General features: G+C 59.4%; 14 protein-coding genes. 7 read left to right on the forward strand and 7 right to left on the reverse strand.

Translation table 11 applies throughout. The features are described 5' to 3' along the window. Positions 1-143 precede the first annotated feature (143 nt). The gene (locus ACI514_RS11050; protein WP_099759165.1) at positions 144-1,058 is read left to right on the forward strand and encodes a LysR family transcriptional regulator; all 915 of its coding nucleotides are present in this window, start codon (positions 144-146) and stop codon (positions 1,056-1,058) included. Positions 1,059-1,096: 38 nt separating this feature from the next. Here the strand turns inward: ACI514_RS11050 and ACI514_RS11055 are convergent, their stop codons facing one another. The 5 genes from ACI514_RS11055 to ACI514_RS11075 form a co-directional block, all read right to left on the reverse strand. Further along, complete coding sequence (locus ACI514_RS11055; protein ID WP_405123796.1) at positions 1,097-4,186, reverse strand: efflux RND transporter permease subunit; 3,090 nt, start codon at positions 4,184-4,186, stop codon at positions 1,097-1,099. Next, a complete protein-coding gene (locus ACI514_RS11060; protein WP_405123797.1) occupies positions 4,183-5,292 on the reverse strand; it encodes an efflux RND transporter periplasmic adaptor subunit in 1,110 nt (369 codons plus the stop codon). The genes ACI514_RS11055 and ACI514_RS11060 overlap by 4 nt, the downstream gene beginning before the upstream one ends. 125 nt (positions 5,293-5,417) lie before the next feature. Then, positions 5,418-6,689, reverse strand: a complete 1,272-nt coding sequence (locus tag ACI514_RS11065; protein WP_160057810.1) for an OmpP1/FadL family transporter — start codon at positions 6,687-6,689, stop codon at positions 5,418-5,420. Between the two features lie 199 nt (positions 6,690-6,888). Next, on the reverse strand, positions 6,889-7,515 hold the full coding sequence (locus tag ACI514_RS11070; RefSeq protein WP_405123798.1) for a TetR/AcrR family transcriptional regulator: 627 nt from the start codon (positions 7,513-7,515) through the stop codon (positions 6,889-6,891). A gap of 62 nt (positions 7,516-7,577) precedes the next feature. After that, positions 7,578-8,462: a LysR family transcriptional regulator gene (locus ACI514_RS11075; protein ID WP_123449816.1), complete on the reverse strand. Its 885-nt coding sequence runs from the start codon at positions 8,460-8,462 to the stop codon at positions 7,578-7,580. A gap of 168 nt (positions 8,463-8,630) precedes the next feature. Between ACI514_RS11075 and ACI514_RS11080 the strand changes: the two genes are divergently transcribed. Further along, entirely contained in the window at positions 8,631-9,986 is a 1,356-nt protein-coding gene (locus ACI514_RS11080) for an MFS transporter (protein WP_405123799.1), read from the forward strand. A gap of 15 nt (positions 9,987-10,001) precedes the next feature. Next, positions 10,002-10,457, forward strand: a complete 456-nt coding sequence (locus ACI514_RS11085; RefSeq protein ID WP_405123800.1) for a type II 3-dehydroquinate dehydratase — start codon at positions 10,002-10,004, stop codon at positions 10,455-10,457. Positions 10,458-10,475: 18 nt separating this feature from the next. Here the strand turns inward: ACI514_RS11085 and ACI514_RS11090 are convergent, their stop codons facing one another. Continuing rightward, positions 10,476-11,390 (reverse strand): LysR substrate-binding domain-containing protein, encoded by a 915-nt coding sequence (locus tag ACI514_RS11090; RefSeq protein WP_405123801.1) that lies wholly within the window; start codon positions 11,388-11,390, stop codon positions 10,476-10,478. Between the two features lie 85 nt (positions 11,391-11,475). On the opposite strand from ACI514_RS11090, the gene ACI514_RS11095 reads away from it, so the two are divergent. Further along, positions 11,476-11,961: a hypothetical protein gene (locus ACI514_RS11095; RefSeq protein ID WP_405123802.1), complete on the forward strand. Its 486-nt coding sequence runs from the start codon at positions 11,476-11,478 to the stop codon at positions 11,959-11,961. 89 nt (positions 11,962-12,050) lie between these two features. Here ACI514_RS11095 and ACI514_RS11100 read toward each other — a convergent pair whose 3' ends face one another. Next, positions 12,051-13,217, reverse strand: a complete 1,167-nt coding sequence (locus ACI514_RS11100) for an MFS transporter (RefSeq protein ID WP_405123803.1) — start codon at positions 13,215-13,217, stop codon at positions 12,051-12,053. A 94-nt stretch (positions 13,218-13,311) separates the two neighbouring features. On the opposite strand from ACI514_RS11100, the gene ACI514_RS11105 reads away from it, so the two are divergent. The 3 genes from ACI514_RS11105 (at position 13,312) to ACI514_RS11115 (ending at position 15,205) form a co-directional block, all read left to right on the forward strand. After that, positions 13,312-14,217: a LysR family transcriptional regulator gene (locus ACI514_RS11105; RefSeq protein WP_160057804.1), complete on the forward strand. Its 906-nt coding sequence runs from the start codon at positions 13,312-13,314 to the stop codon at positions 14,215-14,217. A gap of 86 nt (positions 14,218-14,303) precedes the next feature. Next, positions 14,304-14,864: a hypothetical protein gene (locus ACI514_RS11110; RefSeq protein ID WP_405123804.1), complete on the forward strand. Its 561-nt coding sequence runs from the start codon at positions 14,304-14,306 to the stop codon at positions 14,862-14,864. A gap of 68 nt (positions 14,865-14,932) precedes the next feature. Beyond that, complete coding sequence (locus ACI514_RS11115; RefSeq protein ID WP_238785277.1) at positions 14,933-15,205, forward strand: hypothetical protein; 273 nt, start codon at positions 14,933-14,935, stop codon at positions 15,203-15,205. Positions 15,206-15,225 lie beyond the last annotated feature (20 nt).

The following is a 15,225-nucleotide window of genomic DNA, read 5'->3' on the forward strand; positions in this document are numbered from 1 at the left end:
CACCCCGGAGATCGTTTGACGCGGGGCCATAGTTGAACGTTTATTACGATGAAACAAATTAGCAACCATCGCTTTTTTCGATGGCACAATCAGGCATTCGTTAGCCGCTCCAAACCTTTATTTTCGACCCGGGAGTTCACCGCTTGCGCTTCTCACTCGATCAACTGTTGATGTTCGTCCAAGTGGTCAAAAGCGGATCGTTTTCCGCCGCCGGGCGCCAACTGGGCAAGACCCAATCGACTATCAGTGCGGCGATTGCCAACCTCGAAACCGACCTTGGCGTCGACCTGTTCGACCGCAGCAACCGCAGCCCTGCCCTCACCGCCAGCGGCCACAAATTGCTGGTGCAGGCCGAAGCCGTGCTCGAACGCTGCATGACCTTCGAAGCCCACGCCGATTGCCTTTCGGACAACGTCGAAACCAGCCTGACGCTCGCCATTGAAACGCCGTACGGCCCGATCATGCCGGTGCTCAAAGCCTTCGAGGCCGCGTTCCCCTTTGTCGACCTGATCATCCGCCACCCCGTTTACGGCGACGTCAGCGAACTGGTCAGCAGCGGTGAAGCGGTACTCGGCGTGGCCTTTTCGCAGCCTGGCTATCCCAAGGAATTGGCGTTCCAGCAACTGGGCAAACTGATCATGCTCCACGTCTGCCACCCCGATCATCCATTGGCGCAACTCGACAACGTCACCTTCGACGACCTGCACGTCCATCGCCGCCTGGCCTTCAGCGCCCACGCAAGCAAACTGCCAAGCAGCGAATACCTGCGCTCGACCCAGTTGTGGCAAGCGGAAAGCTATCTGGCGTTACTGGAAATGGTCCGCGCCGGGCTCGGCTGGGCCACCCTGCCCCGCCAGCTCGTTCAGCGTGAACTGGCCAAGGGTGAGCTGGTGGAACTGCAGCTCTCGGCGTATCCGCATACCGACTGGCAGATTGGTGTCGATTTGCTCTGGGCGCGGCAGCGGCCGCTGGGTAAGGCCGAGCGGTGGTTGAAGGAGAAATTGCAGGGCAACAAGGTGTATGAACTGGATCGCAACGGGCAGATCACCACGCTTTGACGGGGGGACAAAGAGGCCCGCGAAAGCGGGCCTCGATTTCAGGCCAGTTTGACTGTTTCAGTCTGAGCCTGGTGCTCAGGGCGGATCTTGAACCAGATGGAATACATCGCCGGCAGAAACACCAGCGTCATGATAGTGCCGACGAACGTGCCGCCGATCAGGGTGTAGGCCAGCGTGCCCCAGAACACCGAGTGTGTCAGGGGAATAAACGCCAGGATGGCCGCCATTGCCGTCAGCAGTACCGGCCGCGCACGTTGCACCGTGGCTTCGACCACGGCGTGGAACGGGTCCAGTCCTTCCTGTGTGTTGTGGTGGATCTGCCCGATCAGAATCAGCGTATTGCGCATCAGGATCCCCGACAACGCAATCAACCCGACCAGCGCATTGATGCCAAACGGCTGATTGAAGATCAGCAGCGTCGGCACCACACCTATCAAGCCTAACGGCGAAGTGAGGAAGACCATGATCATCGCCGCGATCGAACGAACCTGCACAATGATGATGAGCAACGTCATGGCGATCATGATCGGCAGCAGGGGCAAGATTGCCTTGCCCGCTTTGCCGGACTCCTCGATGGCACCCGCCTGCTCGATCCGGTAACCGGAAGGCAGTGTTTCGATGATCGGCTGCAACTGCTTGAGGATCGCACTCGAAACATCCGGTGGCTGCAAGCCTTCGGCAATGTCTCCACGCACGGTGATGGTTGGCGTGCGATCACGGCGCCGCAGAATCGGATCCTCCATGCGCACATCGACCTCGCCGATCTGCGACAACGGGATGCGTTGCCCCGTCGCGCCGACCAAGGTGAAACCTTTGATCTGCGCCGGGTCGAGCCGGATATTACCGGCGGCACGCCCGACGACCTGCACAGAACGAATATCCTCGCGCACCGCCGTAATCGGTACTCCGCTCAGCAGAAACTGCAGTTGCTGGGCGACCGCATTCGAGGTCAGCCCCACTGCCTGCAGACGGTCCTGATCGAGACTGAAATGCAAGGTCGGGGTCAGCGGTCCCCAGTCAGTGTTCACCGTTCTCATCATCGGGCTGTCTTGCAGCACGCCGCGTACCTGCTCGGCGATATCGCGCAGCTTCGCCGAATCAGGGCCCATCACCCGGTAGGCAACCGGAAACGGCGAATAAGGGCCAAAGACAATTTGCGTTGCCCGCACACGAGCCTCCGACGCGAGGCCTTCAGCAACTGCTTCGCGCAGTCGGAACTTGAGGGTTTCGCGTGCGTCCTGACTGTCCGTCAGCACCACGATTTTGGCGAACGAAGGATCAGGTAATTCCGGCGCCATCGCCAGAAAGAAACGTGGCGCACCCTGGCCGATATAGGCCGTGACGATTTTTGCCTCGTCCTGCTTGTGCAACCAAGCCTCAACCTTGGCGGCCGCGGCGCTGGTCTGCTCGATCGAAGTCCCGTAGGGCATCTGCACCTCGATCATCACCTCGGGGCGGTCGGAGGTCGGGAAGAACTGCTTCTTCACCAGCCCCATGCCTGGCACGGCGACGAAAAACAGCGTGACCACCGTGCCCGCCACCAGCCATTTGCGCGCGATCACCGCGGTCAGCAGCCGGCGGAAACGGTTGTAATTCGGCGTGTTGTAGATCGCCGTGTGGCCACCTTCGACCTTCTTGATGTCCGGCAACAACTTCACGCCCAGATACGGGGTGAACGCCACCGCGACAACCCAAGACGCGATCAGCGCGATGCCGACGATCCAGAACATGTTGCTGGTGTACTCGCCGGCGGTGGACTGGGCAAAACCGTTCGGCAAGAAACCGATTGCGGTCACCAGCGTACCGGACAGCATCGGCGCCGCCGTATGGCTCCAGGCATACGCGGACGCCTTGATGCGGTCGTAGCCCTCCTCCATTTTCACCACCATCATTTCAATGGCGATGATCGCGTCATCGACCAACAGCCCGAGCGCGAGGATCAATGACCCGAGTGTGATGCGATCAAAGTTCTTGCCGGTGGCGGCCATCACCACGAACACGATCGCCAGGGTCAACGGCACAGCTGCAGCGACCACCACCCCCACCCGCCAGCCCATGCTGAGAAAACACACGAGCATGACCACCAGCAGCGCGACAAAAAACTTGACCATGAACTCGCCGACCGCCGAGTCGATATTCACTGCCTGGTCGGTGACTTTGGCGAGGGTCATGCCCAATGGCATTTCTGCATTGATCCTCGCGGTCTCCGCATCCAGCGCCTTGCCCAGATCCAGACCGTTCCAGCCCTCGCGCATCACCACACCCAGCAGCAGCGCGTCTTCACCGTTATTGCGCACAAAAAAAGTCGCCGGATCTTCATAACCGCGTTCGACCGTCGCTACATCAGAGAGCTTGAGTGTGCGCCCCTGCACGGAGACCGGCGTGTCGCGAATTTTCTGCACCTTGTCGAAGGCACCGTCGAGACGCAGAAAAACCTGTGGCCCGTTGGTTTCGATGGAGCCGGCGGGCGTCAGCACGTTCTGACTGTTCAGCGCGGCAAAGATGTCCTGCGGTGACAGGCCGAGGGTCGCCAAGCGGTCATGGGAAAACGAAACGTAGATGCGCTCGGCTTGCTCACCGATGATGTTGACCTTCTTCACCCCCGGTACATGCAGCAGACGCTGGCGCATGGCTTCCGCATCACGCACCAGCAAACGCTGCGGCTCGCCTTTGGCTTTCAAGGCGAACAGCGCGAAGGTCACGTCGGAAAACTCATCGTTGACCATCGGCCCGATCACACCGGCCGGCAACCTGATGGCTTCATCGTCGAGTTTCTTGCGTGCTTGATAGAACTCTTCCTGCACTTGCGCGGGCGGCGTGCTGTCGAGCAACGACACCATCGTGAACGCCAGTCCAGGTCGGGTGTAGGTTTCCGAGCGGTCGTACCACTTGAGTTCTTGCAGGCGCTTTTCAAGGGGTTCTGCGACCTGATCCTGCATCTCTTGCGCCGTCGCGCCGGGCCACGCGGTAATCACGGTCAACTGCTTGACCGTAAACGGTGGATCCTCCGCACGCCCCAATTGAAAGAACGACAACGTCCCGGCAACGGCAATCAGGAAAATGAGGAACACGGTGATCGCCCGCTCGCGAACGGCGATGGCGGACAGGTTGAATCGCCCCTGGCTCATGGACGACTCCCGGCAACGCTGGCTTCGCTCTGTTGCGGTAATCGCACCTCTTCGCCATCGCGCAGCAGATGGGCGCCCAACGCTACAACCTGCTCACCAGCAGTGAGGTCTCCGGCGATGCGGGCCGAATCATCGCTCAACCCCAACACCTGAACCGCTCGCCAGCTCACGGTTGCCGGCGTCCCGGCGATGACCCACACACCGGGGCCTTTGCCCGGGTCGTAAATCGCTGCGATGGGGACTTGTAATGCCTGTGTCTGGGTGGCGCCCTCGGCAATTCTGAGGGTCACGGTCGCACCGATCGGCGCGTTGGCCAGAGGCCCCTCGAGCACATAGCGCGCCTCGAACGTGCGCGTTGTGCGGTCTGCCGAATCTGAAAGCAGCCGCAGTTTTGCCGTCACCGCCGCTGAATTGACCCCGTAGAGGCTGGCTTGCGCGGTGGCGCCGGCAGCCGGGCGCAGGGTTTCGGGCAGATGCACGATGGCTTCGCGCTGACCTGCGCGCGCCAGTCGAACCACCGGTTGTCCCGGGCTGACGACTTGTCCAGGTTCGGCGAGTGTTTCCACCACTACGCCGTCCGCATCAGCGACCAGCAGCGCATAACCCGACGCATTGCGGGCCACGTCGGCTTGCGCTTGCGCGGCATTGAGCTGCGCCTTTGCAGTCTCCGCAGCGGCTCTGTACTGGTCGTAGGCTGATGCCGAAATGGCGCCAACGCCGACCAGTTTGCGATAGCGAGCCTCGTCGTCGGCTGTCTGTTTGGCGCGAGCACGAGCAGCTATGACCTCCGCCTGCTGCGCCCGCGCTTGCAGTCCGAGGTCACTCGGGTCGAGACGCATCAGCGGCTGCCCTTGCTTCACGGCCTGTCCTGTATCAACCAGGCGTTCGAGCACCTTGCCCGATACGCGAAACCCCAGGTCGCCCTGAACGCGCGCCGCCACGACACCGGTGAAAGAACGAGCGATGTCAGGTGACGCTTGTACCGCAGCGGATCTGACCAGCGGCGCCTGTGTACGGGGATCTGCAACACTGGAAGATTCGCCACAGGCGGTCAGTGCAAGAGGCAACAAGCATGCGGCAATGGGGAAAAGTCGGAGCCGGCGCATAGGTTCACTTACTGAGGAATAGGATGATCATCATATTCTCAGTCTTGTGACCAATATCGTCAATAGTCACAGCCTGCATCCTGACCACCTGCGAGATCGAACCATGAATCGACCGACAGGCCTGACTAAAAACGGTAGCTCACCGAAGTGCCGAATCCGCTCGCACTGTTCTTGTATCTGGCACTGTAGGCACCTCTCGATGCCGAGGTGTCGTTGACCTCGACGCTCTCCTCCCAAAGGTAGGAATAAGCCAGGTCGATCGTGACATTTTCCACGGGCGTCCAGCCGGCACCGAAGCTGAGCACCTTGCGGTCGCCCGTCGGAATGCGCGGCCCCCGATTGGTGTTGTTGGCCGGTGACTGATCAACCGAGAAACCGGCGCGCAGCACCCATTGGTTATTCAATTGATAGGCTGCACCGATCGCGTGAGCCCAAGTGTCATGCCAGTTCTGCTCTTCGCTGATCGTGCCCAATTGGCCACTCAGCAACGGCGGCAAGCCACTGTTCTCGATCGTCAGTTCCTTGAAGCGGCTCCAGCGCGTCCAGGTACTGCCGACATAAAGCGTCCAGTCGTTATTGAATTGATGCGTGACCGAAACGTCCACCGACTCCGGCGTGTCCACGTCCAGCGACGCGTCATAGCTGCGGCCGCTGACACCCAGCACGCTGAAAATGCCATCGGTGACCTTGGTTTTCGCATCCAGGTGGTAGCTGACCTTGGAGTGATAGGTCAGCCCCAAGCGAGTCTGGTCTGTCGCCTGCACCAGCACGCCAGCGTTGAAGCCCAGCGCGGTGTCATCGCCCGTGCTTTTCAGCTTGCCGTCATTACGCCCCGGGCTGAGCGGATTGGGGACCATGCCCGATATCTCGCCGCTGATACGGTTAATGGTCGGACCGAAACCGATCGAGACTTTTTCGTTAAAGGCGTAGCTGATGGTCGGCTGGAAAGTCAGCGTGGTGACTTCGCTCTTGTTGGCGTAATAGCGTCCGGCAAAGCCACTGCCGTAGTCGGTGATCAGCCCGAACGGTACATAAAATCCGACGCCGAATGCCCAGTGGTCATCAATGGGTTTGACGTAATACCCCATCGGCACTGTGGTCGTCGGCACCATGTCGCCATCTTCATTGCCGCCGAACGTACTGCGCGTGCGGCTGATATCTGACTTGGCGAACAGCGTCGCCGCGCCCACGCTGACCTGCTCTCGTTTAAGCCGCGCCATGCCCGCCGGGTTGCCGTAGATCGTACTGGCGTCTTCGGCTGATGAAGATCGCCCGGCAAAACCGGAGCCCATCCCGCTGATGCTTTGTTCGTTGAGTGCAAAGCCACCGGCAAACACATTGGAAGACGCAAGCACGACGGCTAGGCCCACGGGGCTCTTGAGCATTGTTTTTTTCATTATCGGGACTCTATGGAGATCACTGGAATAGAACATCGAGCACTACAGCGCAGCCATATTATCCATGTGACCAATTCAGTCAATGGTCACGACGAGCTAAATTCGACGCCCTCCCGGCACTGATGTGCCGGTGGTCAGGAAACGTAATGGGGGGATGTCGTTTGACTCGAATCGCCTGGAAACCGTGCTCAGCGATGGGTCAAGGCATGAGGCTGCGCAGGATGAGGTTTGTAGTCAGCGTGGGCGCTTGCTCGATCAGATCCAGATTGTGTTGCAGCAGCAGCGGGTTGACGAAAGGTCGCAACGCCAGATTGATCGCTTCGACGGTCTCGTCCAACGGCGTCTTGCGCTCGAACTCCCCCGCTTCTCGACCTTGACGCACGATATCGAGGATAAAGCCCTTGATCTGCGCCTCATACACCTGGGCGCTGTTCCAGCGCTCCGATGCGGAAAACGCCGCGATGTCGTAGAGCTTGCGATCGTTGAAGAACAGGTCCACACCCGTGGCGATCACAGTTTTGACCAACCTGCGCAAACGCTCGGTCGCTGAAAGCGCTTCTGCGTTAATCGCTTGTTCGACTGCTGCAGCGATTTGCCCCAGACAGTTGGCGCAAATGGCCTCGCCAATTGCCTGCTTGGAATCAAAGAATTTGTAGATATAGGCCTTGGAAAAACCGATGGCCTTGGCCAAGTCGGAAACCGTGGTTTTACCGTAGCCGTATTGGCTGAAATGCTCGTTGGCCGCGGCGACAATCTGGTCACGAATGTCGTGTTCGGCGGGGCCGCGAGTGCTCGGCGAGGAGGTAGAGAGGGATGGCTGATTCATGGGGGCAGCTTACTCACCCTGTCGGTGACTGACAACGCGTGATGATCTATGAACAGCGCATTTCACCCCCACCCCTGCGCCTCTTCAATGAAGTGCAGCACCGCGCTGGACCTTTCATCAATGCGCGAAATCAGCGAAAGCTCGCTGACCATTTCCGCTTGCGCCAGCGGTACGATGCGTATGCCCGGCATGGTCAACCGCGTCATCGTTTCCGGGACGATGCTCAGGCCGATGCCGGCCGCCACCAGCCCCGGAATGCTCATCAGCGACGGCACGTGCATGATGTTCTCGGGGTGCAACTGGTTCTGCCGGCACGCCTGGAGGGTGTGTGAGGTCAGGCCGATGCCGGCGCTGTCCTGCAGGAACACGAATTTCTCATGGCGCAGCGTCGCCAGTTCGCCGGTAAAACTGTCCGCCATGTCATGGTTGTCCGGCATCAGCAGCACCAGCCTCGATTGACTGAAATGATGGGTGCGCAGGCGATCCGGCAGGTGGTCCTTGAAAACCCGGGCGAAGGCCAGGTCAAGCTTGTGGTCGAGCAACATGTCGAACTGCGCGCGAATACCGGCGTCCACCAGCGACACTTTGACTTCCGGGAAGGTGCTGAAGTAATGCCGCAGCAACTGCGGCAAATTGGCCTCGAACAGCGCCGAGTGATAGCCGATGTTGATCTCGCCCACCTCACCACGGCGCGCTCGCCGTGCAGCAGCAATCGCCAGTTCACTGGATTCGATGGACTGCCGCGCATGGGGCAGAAATGCCTCGCCGGCAGCGGTCAACGCGACGCCACGGTTTTCCCGCCGGAACAATGCCAAGCCCAGTTCGGACTCGAGGGTTCGCATTAACTGGCTCAGTGCCGGCTGTGCAACACCCAACTGTTCAGCCGCGCGACTGAAGTGCTGCAGGTCAGCGGCAACGACAAAGGCTTTCAGGTGACGCAGTTCCATACTCGCTACTCATAAGGTCGGCTTATCTATTTGTCGTGATTTCGATAATTATTCTGCAAGCAGGATGCGCTAACGTCTAGCCACCTCGACGATTCCTGCCCATTGCGTCGTTACTGCGCAGAATCGTCCGGGCATCCCGACACTATAAAAATAATGATGAGCACCCTTATGAGCACAATCAGTCACGAGACTCATGATTCGCGCATGCCGCGCAAAGCGGTGACCGCTGCGACCATCGGCACGGCCCTGGAGTGGTTTGACTTCACACTGTATGGCGCGATGTCCGCGACCATTTTGCCCAAGTTGTTTTTCCCGGCCATGGAGCCGACTGCCGGCCTGCTCGCGTCGTTGGCAACGTTCGGTGTCGGCCTGGCCGCGCGGCCATTGGGCGCTATTACCTGTGGCTACCTGGGTGACAAACTCGGCCGCCGTAACCTGATGCTGGCCACCGTGACCATGATGGGTCTGGCTTCGGTGCTGATGGGTTTGTTGCCCACCTACGCTCAAGTGGGCATCTGGGCGCCGATCCTGCTGGTGTTGCTGCGGATCGTTCAAGGCTTTGCGCTGGGCGGCGAGTCCACCGGTGCACAACTGATGGCGCTGGAACACGCCTCACCTGATCGCCGCGGGCGCTATTCCGGCATGCTCGGCTTGTGCTCCCCGCTCAGCCAGATATTGGCCAATGGTGTGTTGATGGGCCTGGCCGCGAGCCTTTCAAGCGAGCAATTCGAAAGCTTTGGCTGGCGAATTCCTTTCCTGATGAGCTTCGTACTGGTCGTGGTGGCGATTTTCATCCGCCTGAAAGTCGATGAGACTCCGGCTTTCGTAGCCTTGAAAAACACCCCGGTCAAACAGGAAAAAAGCCCGCTCAAATCCGCGGTCGGCAGCCACTACAAAACCATCCTGCGTCTGATGCTGTTTTTCTGCTCGCCCGCTGCGCTGTTCTATCTGATCGTGATTTTCTCCCTCAGCTACCTGACCAAGCACTTGGGCTTCAGCCAGTCGACGGGTTTCATGTCACTGATGGTGGCGAACGTCTGCGCGATTTTCGGTGCGCTGGCCGGCGGATATCTGTCTGATCGCTGGGGCCGAAAAAAGGCCTTGGCGCTGGGTTCATGCATGACCCTGCTGATCCTGTTCGTGTACTTCCCGATCCTCAACACGCTGAACGTTCCAGCCATCATGGCAATCATGGGGCTGTTTCTGGGTTTCACCCAGTTCCAGAGCGGGATCCAGCCTGTGGCTTTTGCTGAGGCGTTCCCGACCCAGGTGCGCTATTCGGGTTCGGCACTGGCTTACACCGGCGCCAACCTGGTGATTGGTGGGCCGATACCGATGATCGCTGTATGGCTGATGAGCCAGTCGAACAACTCGCCGTGGCCGCTGGTGACCTTGTGCGCGGTCATCAACCTGATCTCCCTGGCGATGATTGTCATCGGCCCGGAAACCCGCGGCATTGACCTCAACGCCGTCGCCAGTGACGACACCCTCGACACCCGCGCCACCGCCCTTCTTTCCAAATAACGCAGCAGGACAACCATGAACCGCACCGTTTTCATCCTCAACGGCCCCAACCTCAACCTGCTCGGTCGCCGTGAACCGCACATTTACGGCCACACCACCCTTGAGCAGGTCCGCCAACGCAGTGAAACACTGGCCGCGGAACTTGACCTGATCTGCGACTTTCGCCAAACCAACCACGAAGGCGTGATGGTCGACTGGATTCAACAGGCGTTCGAGCAAGGCGCGGCCGTCATCATCAACCCGGCCGGACTGTCGTTCCACTCGATTCCGGTACTGGATGCGCTAAAGCTGCTCGACACACCGCTGATTGAACTGCACCTGTCGAACATCCATGCACGGGACGAACTGCACCGCCATTCGATCATGTCTGGGGTGGCCAATGCGGTAATTTGCGGCATGGGCGCCGACGGATATCCCCTCGCCATCCGCGCCGTCGATGACTTGTTGCGGCGTCAGGCAGGCGACCACTAACCAGCCTTTGCCGGACAGTTAGTTGGCGGTCGTTTTCGTCTCTTGGCTTAAGTTCAACAACCGGCGAAGCCTCGACCGAACCCTCATGGGTGGTGTATGAGCCGGCCCGGGCTTCGACAGGAGAAAGAACCTCAGCGGGCTTGGGCAGCTCAAGGTATTCAACGCAATCAATTGCCCATTGAATGCCTCTAGAGAGTGAATCGCCGGATTCCAGAGCGCGATGCCCAACCCTGAGCGGGCGGCTTCGATTGCCTGGGCGTAATCACCCAGCATCCTGTCGGCGGGCCTGGAGGTCAGGCGTTTGCCGTGATGGCTCATCCACGCTCGCCACAATGTCGAATCTCCGGTGTGCAGCAGTGCGCTGTCCTGTATCAAGGACAACGGCTGCTCGTTCATGGCAATGACGTCGGGTGACGCCACGGGACAAAGCGACTCGTCGAATAATGCCTCTTCGTCTCCGTCATTCCACTGTCCGCGCCCGTACCTGATGGCCAGATCGACCTCGCCTGAGGAAAGGCTGGCATTCAGCGCAGAGGTGACCAGTTCGATACGCAGATCCTGAGGCGAGCCTTCCAGTTCTATCAAACGCGGGATCAACCAGAAACGCGCGAAGGATGCCGTCGTGGCCAATTTGACGACGGGCAACGTCTGGCCGCCGGGCCGCAGCTGTCGCGCTTGCTTAAGCTGATCGAAGGCATGAGCAACCTTGACCAGCGCGATTTGTCCCGTGGCCGTAATGGTGACACCGCGCGCATGCCGGTCGAACAAGGCGCATTGAAACCATTTTTCAGCCAATTCAACACGTCGGCTGATGGTCGCATGGGTAACCTCCAGTTCCTCCGCTGCTGCAGTGAAGGAGCCGGTTCTGGCGGCAGCAAGGGCAGCTTGCAGCGCTTCAAAGGGCGGGAGAATATCGTCTGAGCTGTACGTCATATGCACAGCTTATGGATAAGTTGCGCTATAGGTCAACAGCTCGAGGTTGCCTATGCTGCGCTGCCTTGTACATTGAGATAGCAGCATGTCGTCTTTCAAAGCGCTTATTTCGCTACTGATGCTCACCGCTCCAGCGCTGGGGCTGTGGGCGGGCAATTATTGTTACGCCGACTCCAGCGTACAAAGGCCCATCGTACGAGGTTACGAAGGGAATGGCGGCGTCACCGTTGAACTGGTCATGTCAGGTACGCCTGCAAAAGAATGGGCATTGCTCAGGATTCGAGGAGTGGCAACGGAAACGGAGTCAGTAGTGCATCAAGCCAGCGTTCAACGCTCGCCGGTGTCGACGTCCTTCGTAGAAACTATCAACGGGGTTTCACGGACCATTTTTGAGGTGCGGATGCATCAGGGTTTTCTTCCGCGTCAAGATCAGGAGAACCATGTCCTGGGAGAAAGCGCTCGCCTGGAGCGCCTGAGTGATATCGGCAGTGAACTTCCGAGGTTCGAGTCAGAGCGTTATTCCACTCACGCGGCAGGCACTCAGACGGTGATATCCGCAAGCCGTCCTTGAGGAGGCCGTTTTGCTGCCTTGCGCGACTGGCAGAAAACGGCCCAAAGCTGTTGGTACATTCAGTCACCGGTGGAGTTAACTGTACGCAGTCACACCACGGCGGCTTCAATCGTTCTGGAACGCCACGCAAACCCCAACACCATCAGCAACCCCAGGCCCGCCATTGCGGCGCCGGCGAGGGAGATCGCCGGATAACCCAGCCCGCTGCTGATCACCGCGCCGCCCAGCGCTGCGCCAATCGCATTGCCGAAGTTGAAGGCGCCGATGTTCACCGCCGAGGCCAGATTGGGCGCGTCCTTGGCCGCTTCCATGACGCGCATCTGTAGCGGCGGCACGAGGGCGAAGCTGGCGATACCCCAGATCAGGATGGCCACGGCGGCCGGCAGCGGCCTGCGCATCAGTACGGTAAACGCCAACAAGACCACAATCAGCACGCTCAGCGAGACGATCAGAGTGCGATCTATCGAGCGGTCAGCGGCCTTGCCGCCCCACATGTTGCCCAGCGTCAAACCGACACCGTAAAGCATCAGCATGGCGGTGATGAAGGCGGTGGACGCATGGGTCTCGCTGCTGAGAATCGGCGCGATGTAGGTGAAAACGGTGAACATGGCACTTGAACCGACGACGGTCAGGGCCAGCGCGGCCAGCACCGGGCCGCGCCCCAATACGCGGATTTCCGCCATGACACCGACGCTTTGCGGCGCCCGCACGTTGGGCAGAGCGAACCACAACGCGGCCATGGTCACCACGCCCAGGCCGGTAATCCCCCAGAAAGCGGTGCGCCAACCGAACAGTTCGCCAAACCAGGCGGCCAGCGGCACACCGCCGATGGTCGCCAGAGTCAGGCCCATGAACATCGCCGCAACCGCCCCGGCACGTTTTTCCGGGGCGACCAGGGTGGCGGCGACAACTGAGCCAACGCCAAAGAAGGCTCCGTGGTTCAGTGAAGTCACCACCCTGGCGACCATGAGGCTGTAGTAATCGGTGGCCAGGGCAGACATCAGATTACCCAGAGTGAAAATCGCCATAAGCCCGATCAGCAAATAACGCCGGGGAATCTTGCCGGTGGTCAGGGTCATCAGTGGTGCGCCGAGCAATACGCCCAGCGCATAAGCACTGACCAGCAAACCGGCAGCGGGAATGGAAACGCCCAGATCCGCAGCGATACCCGGCAACATGCCCATGGGGGCGAATTCTGTGACGCCGATGCCGAAGGCACCGATGGCGAGTGCGACAAGTGGTGGATTGATACGCATGGAAAGCTCCTTATCTATGCCGCCAATGCTACGATCCTGTCTTTTCAGGCGGTAGATAGCATTTTTGGCAATCACCTTTGCGTAGGAGGCACAAGTGGATTTCAACGGCAGGTCAGGTGAAATGAGCGTGTTCACCACCGTGGCGCAGGAAGGTAGCCTGTCGGCCGCCGCGCGTGCGCTGGGCCTGACGCCCTCGGCCGTCAGTCGGATCATCGCGCGCACCGAGCAGCGGCTTGGCACCCGCCTGCTGTTGCGCACCACCCGAGCGATCACCTTCACCGCCGAGGGCGAGGCGTTCCTGCGCGGCGCTCGACGTATCCTCGCCGACATGGACGAGGTCGAAGAAGCCATCGCCGATCAGGGCGTGCCCAAGGGGCGTTTGCGCGTCAGTGCCGCCCTTGGCCATGGACGCTTGGCCATTGTTCCGTTGGTCGCAGCCTTCAGCGCGCGTTACCCGAACATCGTCGTCGACCTCACCCTCGGCGACGAAGTGGTCGACATTCTTGGCGGGCAGGCCGACGTCGCAGTGCGCTTTGGCCATCTGCCCGACAGCCCGCTAACCGCACGCAGGATCGGCACCACCGGCCAGGTCGTGGTGGCATCGCCCGAGTATCTGCAGCGTCACGGCGTCCCGCAGGAACCGGAGGACCTGCTGCAGCACAACTGCCTGCGCTTCAATTTCAAGCGTGCCGAACCCAACTGGCCATTTATCCGCGATGGCAAAGCGTTTTCCCTGAAGGTCAGCGGTAACATCGAATGCAGCAGTGGTGAAGCGCTGGCACAACTCGCGCGAGTGGGCGCCGGTATTGCCCGTATCGGCGCGTTCAGCGTGAGCGAGGATCTGCAGCGCGGCGATCTGATTGCGCTGTTGGAAGCGTGGAACCCGGGGGATCAGGAGCCGATTCATGCGGTGTTCGTCGGCGGCGCGGCAATGCCAGCACGGGTGCGATTATTCGTCGACTTCTTGCTGGAGCATCACCGGATGTCAGCGCAGGTATAAGCTGATATTTGCGCAGTTGTATTGCGGACAATTCGGCGCGTGTGAATGACCTCCCAAACACAAGGTGCGAGCAAGGAAGCCACCCATTGAGTACATTTCGAAAGTATCTTTGCCTGGACTTGTTACTTTGGATCTACCTCGGTTGTTGGAATACCACGCTACCTCTGATCATCTTGCAGCGAGGAAGCCTGCTGGAGCTGGCCGCATACGAAACAGCGCTCGCGCTCGCGGCGATCATTTCAATGTTGTGCCTGGCGCCGCGTGTTGAGTCGATGCGCCGCAGTACGGCGCTTAAGGTCGGCTGTTTTGCGGTATTGATAGCTAGCGTATTGCGATACTTTTTTGCCGCAAACTGGTATTCGCTTGATGCGCTGATACTGATCGATGTGATCGGCGCATCAGCTTTTGGAATGATCCAGCCTCTCTTGGGCATCTATCCTGCGGAAACCGTTGATAAACATCGTGCGGACGCTGCTTTTCGCGTCCGGCGCATCGTTGTTACTGTCGCCCGGGTTGCGGGGCCTTTGTTGGCGGGTATTGTGATAACGGTTTCTTCACTGGAAATCTCGCTGCTATTTGTGTCGTTGCTCGGACTCGTCATTTTGCACTCTGTGCAGCGACACAAGCCGACGAAATCTGGCTGTTGAGTGCTTGCCTGTTTTTCGCCGGGGCGGCGAGTGCATGTATTACGATGGTCGGAATGGACAAGAGACTCATGTCGATCCCCTCCGGCGTCCGCGTACGACTGATGGCATCCACATTAGTGATCAGTCAACTGGGAAGCTCGGTTTCATTCATGATGACGGGCGCCATCATGTCCCAATCCGGCGCAACCAGTTTGATGTGGCTTTATCTCGGGGTATTTCTGATTATCGTCATGTATTCCATGGGATCAAAAAAGGTATGGCACTTCCTGGAAGATGACGCTGAGTCAGAGTTGTATTACGCAAACAACCATCCAAAACTGGCTGCGATCATGAGTTCATGAAGTGCGCTTGAGACATTACT

The organism is Pseudomonas sp. M20, from assembly GCF_045037865.1.
Taxonomy (GTDB): domain Bacteria; phylum Pseudomonadota; class Gammaproteobacteria; order Pseudomonadales; family Pseudomonadaceae; genus Aquipseudomonas.

What these genes read in the sequence shown, in the direction of transcription:
- ACI514_RS11055 (WP_405123796.1), bottom strand. Translation starts at nt 4,186, where the DNA reads ATGAGCCAGGGGCGATTCAACCTGTCCGCCATCGCCGTTCGCGAGCGG.
- ACI514_RS11060 (WP_405123797.1), bottom strand. Translation starts at nt 5,292, where the DNA reads ATGCGCCGGCTCCGACTTTTCCCCATTGCCGCATGCTTGTTGCCTCTT.
- ACI514_RS11065 (WP_160057810.1), bottom strand. Translation starts at nt 6,689, where the DNA reads ATGAAAAAAACAATGCTCAAGAGCCCCGTGGGCCTAGCCGTCGTGCTT.
- ACI514_RS11070 (WP_405123798.1), bottom strand. Translation starts at nt 7,515, where the DNA reads ATGAATCAGCCATCCCTCTCTACCTCCTCGCCGAGCACTCGCGGCCCC.
- ACI514_RS11075 (WP_123449816.1), bottom strand. Translation starts at nt 8,462, where the DNA reads ATGGAACTGCGTCACCTGAAAGCCTTTGTCGTTGCCGCTGACCTGCAG.
- ACI514_RS11080 (WP_405123799.1), top strand. Translation starts at nt 8,631, where the DNA reads ATGAGCACAATCAGTCACGAGACTCATGATTCGCGCATGCCGCGCAAA.
- ACI514_RS11085 (WP_405123800.1), top strand. Translation starts at nt 10,002, where the DNA reads ATGAACCGCACCGTTTTCATCCTCAACGGCCCCAACCTCAACCTGCTC.
- ACI514_RS11090 (WP_405123801.1), bottom strand. Translation starts at nt 11,390, where the DNA reads ATGACGTACAGCTCAGACGATATTCTCCCGCCCTTTGAAGCGCTGCAA.
- ACI514_RS11095 (WP_405123802.1), top strand. Translation starts at nt 11,476, where the DNA reads ATGTCGTCTTTCAAAGCGCTTATTTCGCTACTGATGCTCACCGCTCCA.
- ACI514_RS11100 (WP_405123803.1), bottom strand. Translation starts at nt 13,217, where the DNA reads ATGCGTATCAATCCACCACTTGTCGCACTCGCCATCGGTGCCTTCGGC.
- ACI514_RS11115 (WP_238785277.1), top strand. Translation starts at nt 14,933, where the DNA reads ATGTCGATCCCCTCCGGCGTCCGCGTACGACTGATGGCATCCACATTA.